At 40.2% G+C, this 14,641-nt stretch carries 13 protein-coding genes; 7 read left to right on the top strand and 6 right to left on the bottom strand.

What is annotated here, in order from left to right:
• Positions 1 to 274: 274 nt before the first annotated feature.
• The 3 genes from RSJ42_RS07810 to RSJ42_RS07800 form a co-directional block, all read right to left on the bottom strand.
• Positions 275 to 733, bottom strand: coding sequence for a pyridoxamine 5'-phosphate oxidase family protein (locus tag RSJ42_RS07810; RefSeq protein WP_410510007.1), 459 nt, complete (start codon positions 731 to 733; stop codon positions 275 to 277).
• A 132-nt stretch (positions 734 to 865) separates the two neighbouring features.
• Positions 866 to 2,497 (bottom strand): vWA domain-containing protein, encoded by a 1,632-nt coding sequence (locus tag RSJ42_RS07805; RefSeq protein ID WP_410510006.1) that lies wholly within the window; start codon positions 2,495 to 2,497, stop codon positions 866 to 868.
• A gap of 124 nt (positions 2,498 to 2,621) precedes the next feature.
• Positions 2,622 to 4,193 (bottom strand): AAA family ATPase, encoded by a 1,572-nt coding sequence (locus RSJ42_RS07800; RefSeq protein ID WP_410510005.1) that lies wholly within the window; start codon positions 4,191 to 4,193, stop codon positions 2,622 to 2,624.
• Positions 4,194 to 4,958: 765 nt separating this feature from the next.
• On the opposite strand from RSJ42_RS07800, the gene RSJ42_RS07795 reads away from it, so the two are divergent.
• The 7 genes from RSJ42_RS07795 (at position 4,959) to RSJ42_RS07765 (ending at position 11,234) form a co-directional block, all read left to right on the top strand.
• Complete coding sequence (locus RSJ42_RS07795) at positions 4,959 to 5,435, top strand: MarR family winged helix-turn-helix transcriptional regulator (protein ID WP_410510004.1); 477 nt, start codon at positions 4,959 to 4,961, stop codon at positions 5,433 to 5,435.
• 118 nt (positions 5,436 to 5,553) lie between these two features.
• Positions 5,554 to 5,913 (top strand): TrmB family transcriptional regulator, encoded by a 360-nt coding sequence (locus tag RSJ42_RS07790; protein ID WP_410510003.1) that lies wholly within the window; start codon positions 5,554 to 5,556, stop codon positions 5,911 to 5,913.
• Positions 5,914 to 6,204: 291 nt separating this feature from the next.
• Entirely contained in the window at positions 6,205 to 7,257 is a 1,053-nt protein-coding gene (locus RSJ42_RS07785; protein WP_410510002.1) for an AI-2E family transporter, read from the top strand.
• Between the two features lie 412 nt (positions 7,258 to 7,669).
• Positions 7,670 to 8,434: an ABC transporter ATP-binding protein gene (locus tag RSJ42_RS07780; RefSeq protein WP_410510001.1), complete on the top strand. Its 765-nt coding sequence runs from the start codon at positions 7,670 to 7,672 to the stop codon at positions 8,432 to 8,434.
• A 331-nt stretch (positions 8,435 to 8,765) separates the two neighbouring features.
• Positions 8,766 to 10,181 carry a hypothetical protein gene (locus RSJ42_RS07775; protein ID WP_410510000.1) on the top strand — a complete coding sequence of 472 codons (1,416 nt, stop codon included), beginning with the start codon at positions 8,766 to 8,768 and terminating at the stop codon, positions 10,179 to 10,181.
• Positions 10,182 to 10,407: 226 nt separating this feature from the next.
• Positions 10,408 to 10,833: a potassium channel family protein gene (locus RSJ42_RS07770; protein WP_410509999.1), complete on the top strand. Its 426-nt coding sequence runs from the start codon at positions 10,408 to 10,410 to the stop codon at positions 10,831 to 10,833.
• Positions 10,834 to 11,111: 278 nt separating this feature from the next.
• Positions 11,112 to 11,234 carry a hypothetical protein gene (locus tag RSJ42_RS07765; protein WP_410509998.1) on the top strand — a complete coding sequence of 41 codons (123 nt, stop codon included), beginning with the start codon at positions 11,112 to 11,114 and terminating at the stop codon, positions 11,232 to 11,234.
• 632 nt (positions 11,235 to 11,866) lie between these two features.
• On the opposite strand, the gene RSJ42_RS07760 is transcribed toward RSJ42_RS07765, so the two are convergent.
• From RSJ42_RS07760 to RSJ42_RS07750, 3 genes are all read right to left on the bottom strand, one after another.
• On the bottom strand, positions 11,867 to 12,718 hold the full coding sequence (locus RSJ42_RS07760) for a methanogenesis marker 8 protein (protein WP_410509997.1): 852 nt from the start codon (positions 12,716 to 12,718) through the stop codon (positions 11,867 to 11,869).
• 288 nt (positions 12,719 to 13,006) lie between these two features.
• Entirely contained in the window at positions 13,007 to 13,246 is a 240-nt protein-coding gene (locus RSJ42_RS07755; RefSeq protein ID WP_324444918.1) for an MTH865 family protein, read from the bottom strand.
• 285 nt (positions 13,247 to 13,531) lie between these two features.
• On the bottom strand, positions 13,532 to 14,401 hold the full coding sequence (locus tag RSJ42_RS07750; RefSeq protein ID WP_410509996.1) for a winged helix-turn-helix domain-containing protein: 870 nt from the start codon (positions 14,399 to 14,401) through the stop codon (positions 13,532 to 13,534).
• Between the last annotated feature and the right edge of the window lie 240 nt (positions 14,402 to 14,641).

Raw genomic sequence — 14,641 nt, 5'->3', positions numbered from 1 at the left:
ATCGAACCTGTCTTCTTACACTCGACGAAGGAGAGTGGCCGTCTCAAAAAATTGAAAAAACAAAAATAAGAGTAAAATAGTCATACTCCCTACAGGATGTAAATCTATTATGATGCAATAAGACTTAAAATTTCTAAAAAATATTTGTTTTCATGTTTCTTCTTTAATCTTTGTTTTTCATTCTACGTTTTGGGCAGGGCCGCCAGACAAGCTGGCGGAGGCACCTATATTTACCTTTGACTTGAAAAACGATTTCCGGGGTAAAGGAACTGGATCAAAATCCGCTTTCTTTCCCGGTCATCTTCTCAATCTCAATCTTAATCACACACAACCTGTTAACCTTCCATTCCTCAAATTCAAACGGACCCTTCTTTCCATAATGCTCTGAAAGTACAGTAAGCCCCCTGACTTTTTCGCTGTAATCTTTCAGAAACTTTGCCTGCCCATGCCCGATAACACTCCTGTAGCGAACATTGTATTTGCAGGGATCTTCAGCAGTCATAATTTCAGTTTCAATATCGGCCTCAAAACAGACACTGGAGTTCTTTTTGAGAATCTCAATTTTCTTGCCTTTCCGGGAGCTGTGAAGGTAAATTGCATTATCCAGGTAACCGAATGACATCGGGACAATGTACGGGGTTTCGGCATATGAAAGAGCGATTCGGATAAATTTTGCTTTTGAAAGAATATCTTCAATTTGTTGCCTGTCAGAGATTAGTTTCTGGTTTCCCATTTTTTTCACCTGAGAGAGGATTATTTGCTGAAAAGCCTCTAATAGAGTAACCCTTATTCTATAATAACCTGAAATGGCACTTCCTTATTTCGTGAAATCTTATATGCGGAATACCTGTTTTCCAAACTCATTTTACTCAGTTTCATTAGTTTTGCAATTTATCAGTTTCACTATTCCTCCCTTGCCCTCAGGATCCTGCTCCATCTCCACGATATATGTATAATCCGAGATCTGCGAAAGCCCGCCTGCTCCGCTACCCCCAACTATCAGCGAATAGACCTTTGCGTTATACTTCTTTTTTGCTTCTTCCCAGCGAGCCAGGACAAGTTCGTCAGAAATTTCGGACTTTCCGTCGGTAATAAAAAGCAGGTCTGCACCCTGAAAGTCCTTTTCTTTAAGGGATTTGAGGCCTGAAGCAAGCGCAGTATTGAAGTCTGTTCCGCCGCCAAAAGTGTAGAGAAGGAAGTTAAGGAATCTTTCGGACATCTTTTTTCTATTGCTGAGCTCGATTTCGAGGTGCTGGCTCGTAGAGGCAAAAAGAATAACCTTCATATCCCGCTGCTGGGAGAGCATCAGCTTTGCCATAGCAAGCACCGCAGACTTGGCAAGGGTCTGGGGAGTCCCGTGCATAGATCCTGAAGTGTCAACAAGCGCAATCATAGGACCTCTTGGTTTTATTCGGGGAGGACCTGTGTAATGTTTGCCGAGAAGCTGGTAGCTCAGGAGCTTTCCTTCAAGCATGTCAGCATAGAATTTCCGCTTCAGAGCCGGGTTAAGGAGCTTTGCGGCTTCCATGGGCAGGAGGTTATTTATCGAGTCTGAAAACCTTACAGTCTGGATCCGGTTTTTTCCAAAAGGTGAATAGCGTATGCGGTCAGCAGGAGGGTCAAATTCCCGCCTGCCTATGAAGTTTATTATCTTCCTGAGGTCCGGGTTTTTTTCAAAAAAAGCCGAATAGCTTTTCAGCATCTTGAGCTGGACATAAAAAGGTTCTTTTTTAAGTTCTTTTACGGAATAACTCCAGTTTCTTCCAGGGAAAAGAAGAGCAAGGGTATCAAAAAGGTCAAGGTTTTCTTCCATCTCACGGATGAACGCCTGCATCCTGCTGTAAATTCCCTCCATTATCCCGTCAAGAAATGCCTGGCTTCCGTCCTGCTGCATGAAATTAAGGACATTCTCGTAAAGGTCATGCTGCCCGGAAACAGGGCTGGAACCCTGAAAACTTCGGGCTGAAGGATCATCCGAATAACTGCTTTCTCTGAGCAGGAAGGTTTGCTTGAGGATTTTTTCGAATTCTTTCAGGATAGCTTCTGTTTCAGCATCGAGATCCTTTAATAATCCTGTTTTTGAAACCTGATTCTGGTCTGATGAAAAGCGTTCCATGAGGTCATAAATAAGGGGCAGAAGAAGTTTCAAACATGCAATCCCGGCTCCCCTGCTTCTTTTCGAAATCTTCTGGAGCTCGGGCCAGGGCCTTGAGTTTTTTAAAATCAGGAAAATTGGGTAAAATGCCCCGAAAATCCCTATAAACCTCTCAGTATCTTTTATCTCATATGGCTGTCCGAAAAGGATCTCGAGGGCAATCACTTCAGCGACTTTTTCGCGCAGAGGTCTGGGGACTATCCTGGGGTAAGCAATAGTGCTTCTCAGTTCTCCTTCAAGCAGAAAAGCTGCCTGTCTCTGGACAGAAAGAGAATCATGCCAGAGCCTGTTTCTTGAAAAAAAAGAATAAGATCTGGAAGAGACACTATCCAGATTGTTCAAAAAACCGGCTGAATCTTCCGTATCAACACCTCAAAACCTGACTAACATCTCATGCCTGATTAAACCTCAATGCCTGTTTAAACCTCAATACCTGATTAATATCTCTTGAAATGACTAACTATACTTATCTGAGCTTGAATCTGGACCCGAGCCCTTTCATGAAACCGCCGGCACTGCTGCCCACCTCGGGTGTCTGGACTTTTGCTTCCATTTTTGTGACATTGGAACCAGAGTGAGAGCCGGATGAAAATGGTTTGGCAGACGACGATTTTACGGTCCTGGAATCTGTAGATATGTTTTCTTTATTCTGCAAGCCCAGAAGGTCCCCAATTACGGTCATGATAGCCTCCGTGCCTGATAGCTGTGAATTTCCGGTGTCATGCAGGAGTAAGGCTTCGTTTCTGTCAGCAGTTGAAAGCCAGATATTTGCACCCATGAGGTTTCTGAGCAGTTCTTTTTCTTCTTCTAGCCGCTGTTTTACCCTATTTATCCTGCCAGCCAGGGTTTCGAACTCCTTTTCAAAAATCTCTCTCTGGGCCTGAGAGAGGGTATTTTTCTTTCCTGAACTAATATGAAGGGATTCGATTTCCTTTACAAGGTTATCATAGGGATAGATTCTGGAATTTCCTTCCTGCCCGAGGGTATAGCTGTGGTTCGGACAGGCAGAGTGGTGGACCTCCAGATTTTCTCTCAGATGGAATTCTTCCCCGCAGCTGTCGCAGATGACCCTGATCGGAAGTTCGTTTTTCAGGGCAATACTCAATGCTATCTTCATATCTTCAGCATCCGTACGAAGTTTTTCCGTATTCGTACCGCCTGAAACAACAAGTTTGAAAACGATTTTTCTAATGGTTTCCCGTTCTTCGGGCAGGTTCCAGAGCATGTGCTGGAGCAAAAGCGCCATTGTCCTGTCAACAGCCGGACACCCGCTGCTGCAGGCTGCAACTTTCAAGACCTGAACTATTCTTTTCCAGCGCCTGTCAGAAATTTCGATTTCCTGAAGCTGGAGGCTCTTTCTGAGTTCGGTAATGATTATCTCAACGTCCGGGTCAACGGGCAGCAGGTTTGCATTTTTACGGAGCTTCTCGATTTCAAACACCTGAATGCTTGCAGCAGGAATGAAATCCTCAGGTTCCCTGAAAAGAAGATTTTTGAAATTTTCGTCGTCCTGAATATAAGAGAGCCTGTACCTGAACAGGAAACGGTCATAAAGTGCTTCCAGGCTCTCGTCTTCCTCCGGAAGCTCGTTAGAGGCCCCAAAAACTGATAACAGAGGGACATCGACTATTTCTTTTCCGTTATGGTATTTTCTTTCATTCAGTATGGTTAGAAGGCTATTAAGGATAGCACTGCTTGCCTTAAAGATCTCGTCCAGCAGAGCAACATGAGCTGTCGGAAGGCAGCCGTTAATGTTTCTCCTGAACTCATCTTCCTCAAGGGCTTTTAAGGAAAGAGGCCCGAAAATTTCCTCAGGTGTAGAAAAACTGGTCAAAAGGTAATTAAAAAAATTCCCGCCTTCAATTGTCTGGCAAATGCTTCTTGCAAGCTGGGTTTTTGCTGTACCCGGAGGCCCAAGAAACAGGAGGTTTTCACCCGAAAGGACGGCAAGGAGGGAACCGTTTATCTCAGCTTCGCGTTCTTTAAAGTAGTCTGTAAATTCGGATTTTATCTCGAGAAGAATTTCTTTCAGGTTCATGCCTCCAGATTTGTAATGTTCATAAGTTAAGTCCAGGTTGTGAGATGATTTCTCATTAAAAGAGTTTTTCGGCGGCTTTTTTCTATCTATTTTCTAAGTCTTTAGCCTGATTATATTTTAAAGCTTGCAATTATGTTTTTACCAGCAGAATTACGGCTCTGCAGTGCGCTGTCCTTTTCACTCCCCGAGTTTCGCTTCGGGATCACATGAAATCAGAGATTTCGTGAGAGTTGCACTTACAGTACAACAGCACGAAGTCCTTTTCACTCGCTCCGCTCGCTTAAGAGGACTAATTTCTAAGTTAAGTAGCGAGTCCCGCCTCGAGAGGTGTCCTTTTCACTCGCTTTGCTCGCTCAAGAGAACTTCTTTTATAAGTATAAACAAGCTACCCAGGGTGACTTGTTTATGGGCTATTGCAGTGAATTTCATTACAGCTTGTTATTTCTCCTCTTTCTTTTGAGTTTCTTTCTCCTCCTTTCCTTTCATGGTGAATAGCTAGATTATTTTATAGTTTGGTAAATATAAATCCAAAGTTGATTTAAAATACTGACCTTTCAGTCTTTTTCTAATCGACCTGAACAAAACGGAATATTTATCTATTATCAGATATTAGTTGATTTATCAACTGTATGATTATCAATTATTTGATTTGGTATAATTGAAATCTCAATTTATTCATTAAATTCATTATTTCTAAAGTTACAGGTCATTCCGGGCATGGATCAGGCAAGCCTGACAAGGTTCGGCATAAGAGATGATTAAAAAATGGACGAAGAAACTTTGAGTAAATTCATCCTTCTATCCATGGAAAGAGATGCTCTGGATAACGTAATTTTTGAGCAGACCTATCAGAAAAAAATTGCAGGCAGGTTTAAGGAGCTTAGCAAGAACCAGCCTATGGTAATAAAAATTATAGGGATAGAAGGAGAAATTATGCCTTCCACTCTTGGAAAATATACAGGAATGGAAAAGAGCAGCCTGACAAGAATGGTTGACGACCTGGAAAAGAAAGGGATTGTCTTCAGGAAAACCGATCCAGAGGACAGGAGGAAAGTGCTTGTTTCCCTTACTGAAAAAGGGCTTGATTGTTACAATCGTTTAAGCCTGATTACTACCGAAATGGCTGAAGAACTCCTGCAGTTCGTTGATGAAAATGATGTCGAGAGTTTTATGCATAGCCTTGAGACCATTGTAAAAATCCTGCGGAAAATAGATGCCAGACAGTCTACCGGAACAAGGTGACTGCTTTTTACTATCCAGAATTTCAGTTATACGAAATCCCTGAAAAAACGGAGCTGTTAAAAAATGAAGATTTTCAAATAGGTCAAATCTCAGCACTTGAATTACGGAGGAAACCTGAATGACTCTTAAGCTTATTGAGAACCTTCAGAAATTGGGTTTTACCGTTAACGAAGCCAAAATCTATGCATCACTTGTCTGCCTGAAACAGGCGAAAGCAAGTGAAATTGCCGAAAATGCCGGAGTTCCGAGACCGAAAATCTATGGAACCCTCAGAGGGATGGAGAGAAAAGGTTACGTCAGGATAATTGAAGGAGAACCTACCCTTTTTTGCTGCATCCAGCCAGAAGTGCTTATTTTAAGGTTAAGGGCAGATTTCATGCTTTTTTTAAATGAAACCGCCAGCGAACTTAATTCTCTCCTTCCTGTAAACCGTGAATTTGCCTCAGGAAATTTTTATAGAGAACAGATTAAAGCATGAGAAGAAAGAAACGAAAAAAGAAGAGACAAATTAAGGGAAGAAAATAAAGGAAGAAAAAATGAAAATAAGGAAAGAAAAAAGAAAATTGGAGATGATAAAAAGAGAAAATGGGAATTATGAAAGAAAGGAAAAGAAAAATTCTTTCTTCCCGCCAATATGGAATAGCTTTTAGTTTCGGTTTTTCGGGCATTTACTGGCTCAAAGTAACTATTTTTTATATTTTGAGGGAGCTATCTGAATACTAAAAATTTAGATCATTAATATCCAGACAGAATTTAAAGGTAATAATGCATGCCTCTCAGCACTAACAGGAACATATGGCAGTTTCTGGCATTGACAACCATACTTTTCATATTACTTTTTGCAATACTCTTTTATTTTGAAGACCTTTTCATAGTACTTATTATAGGTGCAATCCTGATCCTGATTGTGGAAAAAGTGATAGAAGTCTTTAATAGCTGCATGGACAGGTTCCCAAACTACAATAGGAAAAGAGTGGGTTTAACCCTGCTTGCAGGTACAGGGTTCATTTTCCTGTTTCTTATTAGCAGCCAGGTCCAGGGCCTTGGTGTCCTTATAAGGGATTTCAGCAATATACAGCAGGACTACGCAAGCGGTGCTTCAGCCCTGTTTTCCGAACACGAGTCCGAGCTTTCAAAGCTTGCGGATTCCGGCATTATTAAACCGGAGGACCTGCAAAAGATAGGGAACACCATCTTTTCCGGGATTACAGATCTGGTTTCAATGGTTTCTTATTATTTTTTTACCGGAGTGCTGGTAATTCCTCTAATGTTTGGCATGTACTTTAAGCACCATAACAGAATCGGAGACTATATTCACACTTATGCTCCTCCTGAACATGCAGATGGGATTATCAGAGCTTTGAAAAGTATCGGCCGTGAACTTGAAGACTTCTTCAGTGCTAAGATGCTTGAATCAGCCATTGTAGGTCTGATTTGCTGCATAGGATTTTATCTTGGAGGACTTGACGGGTGGCTTTTTTTGGGTATCCTTGCAGGCTTTCTAAATATCATTCCTTACATCGGTCCTATTCTTGGGGCTATCCCTCCGGTCATTGTGGGATATATCGACAGCCCCATGACAGCCTTCTTTGCAGTGGTAACGGTAATTGTAGCCCAGACTATTGACAATCTTTACCTCATTCCGTTCATGATCTCGGAAAAAGTGAATATTAACCCTCTCCTTAGTGTGATCCTTACTCTTGCAGCATCCAAGCTTTTTGGTGCTCTTGGAATGGTACTTGCAATCCCGATATACATCATCTACAAAATAATCATGAAAGAGTCATATAGGGAGCTAATTAATATATATAACAAAGATTAATTTTCTTTTAGACCGATTTCCTTTTATGCTCAAAGAATCATAGCCTTCAAAAAATAAAGGCTATATTTTTGGACTGAAGATTATTTTCACATAATTCTGAAGAACTTTTACTGAGTTCCAAGGTATTTTTACTTAATCTCAAGGCATTTCTACTAAATCTCAAGGTATTTTTACTTAATCTCAAGGTATTTTTACTTAATCTCAAGGTATTTTTACTTAATCTCAAGGTATTTTTACACAATTCCAAGCGCTTTTTACATAATCCCGAAATATTTTCACGTAATCCCGAAACAGGATCTTTTCTACAACAACTGTTTATGTATGTAGAAACAGAAAGGTTTAAAAATATATAAAGAGTATCTATTGAAAAACATTTAATTGCTGACATTGCGATTTTGAAGGAGCCTGAAGTATGATTGAAGTAAGGGGTCTCTCCAAATCTTACGGACAGACAAAAGCGGTAGACAATGTGGACCTTTCCATAAAAAAGGGTGAGCTTTTTGGCCTTCTTGGCCCAAACGGCTCCGGGAAAACAACTATGATCAAAATGCTTACAGGGCAGATAAAGCCGACTTCAGGAACTCTTAAAGTGCACGGGCTAGATGTGCTCGATGACCCTCTTAAAGTCAGAGAATTGGTAGGCGTTATTCCGGAGCAGGAAACTCCCCCAAGTTTTCTAACCGCGGAGGAATATCTTCATTTTGTTGCAAAAATCCGAAAAATGGAAGACTGCGAAGAAGCCTGCAATAAATGGTTTGAATTCTTTGATTTTGCAGACCAGAAAAACTCATTGTGCAAAGATCTCTCAAGAGGCACAAGGCAGAAACTCATGTTTGCGCAGGCTTTCCTGCATGAGCCTGAACTGGCCATTATCGATGAGCCGCTTATCAACCTTGATCCAGTAATGCAGAAAAAAGTTAAGGATTTCTTGCAGGGTTATGTAAAAGGCGGAGGAACCATCTTCATTTCCACACATATTCTTGAAATTGCAAAGCAGATCTGCACAAGCGTAGGAATTATTTATAGAGGAAAACTGGTCTACACCGGCCGTCTTAACGATCCTGAGATTCAGGGCAGAAACTTTGAAGACTTCTTCCTTGATCTTGTCAGCAGGCGGAAAGAAATCTCAACCGACATTCTGAAAAAACGTGCTGAAGAGATTTCCGCTCCAGCCTGAAATATTTTTTACACTCTTTTGCTGGACTCTTTAAAGTACTATTTACTGCATGAAATTTAGCATAGAATTCAGTAATCTTTAATCCGGCAGTGACTCTTAGAATACTATATTCTGTGTACAGAGAAAGGCATGCAAAAGTAATGTGTGTAAAATGTGTAAAAAAGTAGCGGGTATGGAAAAGTAATACGCGCAGAAGTAAACGATGCGTAGAAGTAAACCTGAAAAAGTCATAGGTATGGAAAAAAACCAGCATAAAAAACTAATTGCAGAAACAGCAGGTGTAATAACAGTAATAACAGTAATTTAAAAAACAATAAGCTGCAGGGATTTTATGTTTGATATTTTTAAAAATATGGTTAAAGAAGAGTGGCGGATGCACTCAAGTCTTTTTGGGCATAACGGTTTTGCCCTTTTTCCGGTATTTATTTTCTTATTTACATTTTTTGTAAGTCTGGTCCTGCCTGTATTCAGGCAGATAGTTTCCGACGTCCAGATAGCGCTTGGAATGCACTACTTTTTCCTTCTCATGGGAGCTATGATTGGCGCTTTCGGGCTAATGGGCCGTGAATTTATGAACCGCAGATTCGGGCAGGCAAGCCTGATAGCATATTCTTCGCGTGTGCTTCCGGTTTCTGAAAGAATTATCTTTGCCAATTTCCTGGGAAAAGATGTTGTATACTATTTTATTCTCTATATTGTGCCTTTTGTTGCAGGCTTTGCCCTTGCTGCAGAAATCGTCCCTGCCGGAATATTCAGCGACCTTTCAACTCTTCTGAATCTTGTTCTGACCCTTTCGCTTTCTTTTGCGATTGGAATTTCTGCAGTGTTTTTCCTGTCCACCGTTTATGCCCACTCAGGCAGGATATCACTTTTATGCCTTTTTATTTCTTCTGTTCTTCTGTTCCATGTCTCCGGAAATCTGAACCAGTATACTCTTTACAGCCTGCCGAGTCTTTCTTTTTTCCTTAACCCTTCGGAAAAATATCTCCTTCTTTCCGGAATTTTGATTTCTGTCCCATCAGCCGTATCACTTATTTTTCTTAAAATCGATTTTCCTCAGACTCAGAAAAATTTCTCCAACTCTTTTACAAAGATCTGCAGGTCTTTCGGTTCATACAGGTATGCAGCCTTTGTTGCAAAAGATTCCCTTGATCTTAAAAGGAGTGAAGGCGGGCTCGGAAAAATAATTTTCTCTTTCGTGCTTCCTCTTATGCTTGTCTGGATACTCCTGTCCTCTCTTTCAAAGGTTATTCCGTCCTTAAGTACACTTACCCTTTTTGCTCTGGTACTGGGCGTACTTTCATCTTCAATGTATAACTGGCTGACCGAATACGATATTTTTGCTTCTTATGCTTTTCTCCCCCTTAAAGCATCTGATATGATAAAAAGCAAACTGAACAGCTATCTTATCCTTAATCTGCTCCCATTGGTAATCCTTATACTGCTTGCCCTAAAAAATGAACCTTCGTCCCTGATCCCGTCAATACTGCTCTTCCTTACGATTTCACTTTATATGGTTGCAGTACTGGTCTACCTGACCGGGCTTTCGCCGTCTATTAGCCTCTATAATGCAAAGACCTTTGCCTTTTACACGCTTTCAGTTGTGCCTCTCCTGATGCTTAATATAGTACTCTCCATCTTTAGTTCATACTACGTATTTATGGACCTCATGCTGATTCCTTTTGCTCTGTACCTCCTGGGAAAAGGTTTCAAAAAATGGGACGGTAACAATTGCCAGTGCTTCTAAAAGCTTTGATTTCTGGCAACCGGTGTTTCTTGTGGCCTGTATTTACTCATGTACACGGAGTAATAACAGGTTTACACTCATAGATGTCTTTTTAAGCCTTGTAGAGAGAAATAATAGGGAAAGCTCTTCAGAATTCTGTGATTCATGATAAAAGAAAAGGAAGAAACGTATAAAGAGAGATAGATTGCAGTGGGGGATAAGTTCGATACCGTTTCTTTTTACAATAATGATGTTCTTAAATGCAATAAAAACGCTGCTTAAGGATCCAAAATTCCGGTCCCTCCTGTACCTTACTACGCTGACGCTTGCTTCAGGTACTTTTTTCTATCATTCGGTTGAAGGCTGGAGCTGGCTTGATTCTTTCTATTTTTCGGTAATAACACTGGCAACTGTAGGATACGGGGATTTTACACCTCAAACGAACTTGGGTAAGATTTTTACAGTAATCTATATTTTTCTGGGGCTGGGAATACTTGTCGGCTTTGTTACTCCGATTGGAGAATACTTAATAGACAAAAGGATGAAAAACATCGATAAGAAGATGCGAGAAAAAGAGAATTCTCATACTGAGAATCAAGAGAAACCCGAAACCGAATATCAGGCCAGACTTGATTTTTCTGGCATGGTTGGGAAGTTAAAAGGAAAGAAATAAGGTCTGCTCATTCCAGACTTTTACCTTAATTCCAGATTTTCCTGAACATCTGCATTCTATCTTATTCTCAACCAGTTTTCTGGAATTCTTGAATTAAGTTACTCGCGGATACTGTAACAGTTATTGTGAATCGATTATTGATAACAGGTTCTATTCTGATTTGTAGTTAATTCCACATTAATTTCATAAATAAGTTAACATTCCTGTTCGAAACTAATATATATATTTAAGATAGTATTTGTTGTACTTATATAAAATATTAAATAAGAGGTGTTTCAATGGCAAAAAATACAGCAACTGAAAATGCTCCAAAAGCAGGAACAGCATGTGGAAAATCTTCAGCACCAGCAAAGAAAGATACAAAAGCAGACAGCAAACCATCCAAAGGCGCAAAGAAGTAAATAAATTAGTTAGTACCTAAAAGCCAACCCTCTTACAGTAGCTTATCAAATTCAAGACTGTTATAGCTGGAAATACAGTAAATTAAAACATACAGTAATCTAATCATTAAGAGCTCTAAAGTGACAGAAAGCTACAATAAAAAACATAATCAAAAAACGGTAACTAAAAACAGTAACTAAAAACAGTAATTAAAAACAGTAATTAAAAACAGTAATTAAAAACAGTAATTAAAGACAGTAATTAAAAACAGTAATTAAAAACAGTAATTCAAAATTAATTAAAAAGTAATTAAAGACAGTAATATAAAAACAGTAATTAAAAAACGGATGAATTAAAAAACGGATGGATTAAAAAAGGTTGAATAAAAAAACGGATGAATTAAAATTAAGAACTAAAGCGATAAGCTGCTGTTTTTAAGTCAAACCACAGGATCCGGACTGCTTATTTCCTGCAGTCCGGAAAACCCGGAAGAATTAAAGCAAACTTTTTTATCTTTTCGTTTTCCATTAATACCCTCCTATTTACCATTTCTACAATTGCCTTTCTACAATTGCCTTTCTACAATTGCCTTTCTACAATTGCCTTTTCTACGATTGCCTTTCTACGGGATAAATTTTGGAATACATTGCCTTCAGATCAGTTCTCTTGGCTGTTTGTGCTCAGGCATAACCGGCAGAGGCATGGTATTGATCAGAATCGGGCTTTCAATCTCTTTTGCTCTCTCAATTACAAGTTCCTTTCCTTTCTTTGTAAGGGCAAATAACGGGATTGCAGCTGCCACCTGCACGAGAGGTTTTGCAAGTTCCCTGATATATTTTGAGGCACAGCTTATTACAATATCCGAGTTATCCAGCAGCTCCTGAGCTTCTTCCCGGCTGACGCCTGTTACGTGTACTGCAATAACGAAGAGGTTAAGTCCTGATTCGGATTCAATTTTCCTTACCTCTTTTGCGGTTTTTGAATCTGCAATTGTAACTGCAATTTTCCTGTATCCAAGTTCAGATGCTTTTCTTACTCCGCCTGCAGGGTCTATTGTTGCGGTTGCAGGATCCAGAATAGTTCCTCCACGTTCTTCTATTCTTTTGATCACTGCATCTATAGGTTCGGTCTCGACCAGACCTGACATCCTTCCTCCTATTCCCTGAACCAGCGCAGGGTTGCCTGATATTACGGTTCCTGCTCCATCACAGGCTGTTACGGTTGTTTCAAGGAAGCCGCTGTTAAGGCCGCTCATCATTATTTCTGAGGCACCGAAGGCAACAACGGTTGTTTCAAATTCAAGCCTGCGGTTTTCCGTGAACATCCCCAGCTCGCTTATCCGGGCCTCCATGTTCTTCCTGATCTCATCAGGAGTCATCTTCTCGACTCCCCGTAGTTTGACAAAAAGAGGGCACCATTCTACTTCAGGAATTCCGACTTCTATCACTTTTCCGTCTTTTACAACCACTCTTGCTTTCCCCATCATTTCCATTATATGAGGCATTTAAAACCACCTTCCAGAAAAGAAAATTGTATTAAAAATTGTGTTATTTAATATTGATTAATTTGTAATTCTTACCTATTATTCCTTCTTAATTTCCCGGATTTTTCTCAGACAGGTAATCGGACCTTTGCAGGTAATCTTCTCAGGCAAAAAACATTGATTTTCAGACCTGAAACGAAATCTCAGATCCATCATGGAAAAGGATGCTGAGCACGGATAGAAATCCAATGCTGAAAGAAAGAGAGAAAAGAGGAATTAAAATCGAACAAAGAAATAAGTAAGCAGGATTTAAAGCCCTGCCCTGTCAACTATTGTGTCTGCCACCTGTTTTGCATCCCTGAACGGAAAATCTGCTGGAGTGAGCAATTTGCCTGCTTCTCCTGCAGTAACTGCAAGGTCGCCTGATCTGCATGTGGTGCCTGCACCCGCAGGAAAAGCGGCGAGCAATTCCTCAGGGGTGTTTATGGGAAACTTTGCATTTTTTAGTCCTGCAACAATCTGTCCGTGAATGTCATCTCGTACAGTCATTTTTGTTCCTCATATTTTTTCGAATTTGTCTTTTCTCGAATCCTTTTCTTTCCGTTTTTCCATTTCCCTGTTGCCTGATTTTCTGGCTATGCAGTATGGTTTCCCCGGAGAATCATTCTACAATCTTATATTGGCAGGTTATTGATATATACTTAATCGGCATTGAAATGTAGTTAATGCATTCCACTGTATTAGCGTAATCCTGGGTTATCGAATTTTCCAGTTAGTGAGAAGAGAAGTATAAATTGCCAGTAAATGCTAAAAAGCTGGGGTCAAAATCTGGATTCAAATAGTCAGCTCTGGTCTATCCTTTTTCTGGAAGTCATTCTCTTCGGATTTCTGCCTTGAAGAATCTTGAAGCGGATAACCTTGAAGTGAGGAATAAATTTCGTTCAGGCCCCGAAGTATCCTGTACCCTTTTTCGGTGATCATATAGTCTCCCCTTTCGTGCTGCTGCATGATCAGCCCGCTTTCCGTAAGCTTCTGGAGATGGAAGAGCAAGTTTCCTCCTCTGAGACCGGTGAGTTCGGAAAAAGCGGAGAAGCTTTTTGTTTCGAATGCTACTGCCCTTAGAATTTCCAGGCGCTGAAGGTTTGATACAGGCTCAAGAATCTCGCTCATAACCGCAGAGGTCTTGAGTGCTGAGATACTCGGTTTCTGCTCCTGGTTATCTGCGTAAATCCTCATGGAACGCATGAGGTTGACCTGTTTTACGAGAAGGCTCGAAACTTCTGAAAAGCATTTCTCGCATTTACTGTAAGGGGCTCCACATTTCAGCTCTTCCAGCTTTTTTCTGTTATCCGAGATTTGAGTATCGTCAACTCTGTTTTTCTTTATAAGCCCTGCATTCTTCTGCAGGAGGGCTGTAAATGCAGAGGTACACTTTTGCTTTTCAGGGCACTTTTTCACCATATTCTTCTCAAGCCCTGTATCTATATCTTCGAAGAGGTGGTTGAGAAGAGCGTTTGAGTACTCCTGTCTTGAACTTTCAAGAGCAGCCTCCAGGCGTAATCTGCTGGTGAATTCCATGACTTTTTTAATGTCAGTGTGTATTTCGGAAAGCTTTTCCCTGATAGCTTTTACTTCTGCCATTTCCTGTTCTTCAAATATTGCTGAATCCTCAGGAAGGCTTGCTTTTTTGTTTCCATTTTTCATACTTCTATATCTTCCTGCTTCATTGTTAAAGTTTTTGTCATGACCTTTAAAGTCATTATGCTGTATGAGTCTCCTGGACGCAAAGAAAATATTCAGGTTTCTCCTGTGTAAACTTTGATCTTTCTCATACCGTTTCGATTGAATATCCGCATGTGTGAGTCAATTCATAAAGTGTGAATCAAATTCACAAGAAAGGAATCGACAGAATAATTAATTAAAAAATAAACTATCAAAAAAAGA

It is taken from the genome of Methanosarcina hadiensis (assembly GCF_046529725.1).
Classification (GTDB): domain Archaea; phylum Halobacteriota; class Methanosarcinia; order Methanosarcinales; family Methanosarcinaceae; genus Methanosarcina; species Methanosarcina hadiensis.
This window is presented reverse-complemented; position numbering and strand designations above follow the sequence as displayed.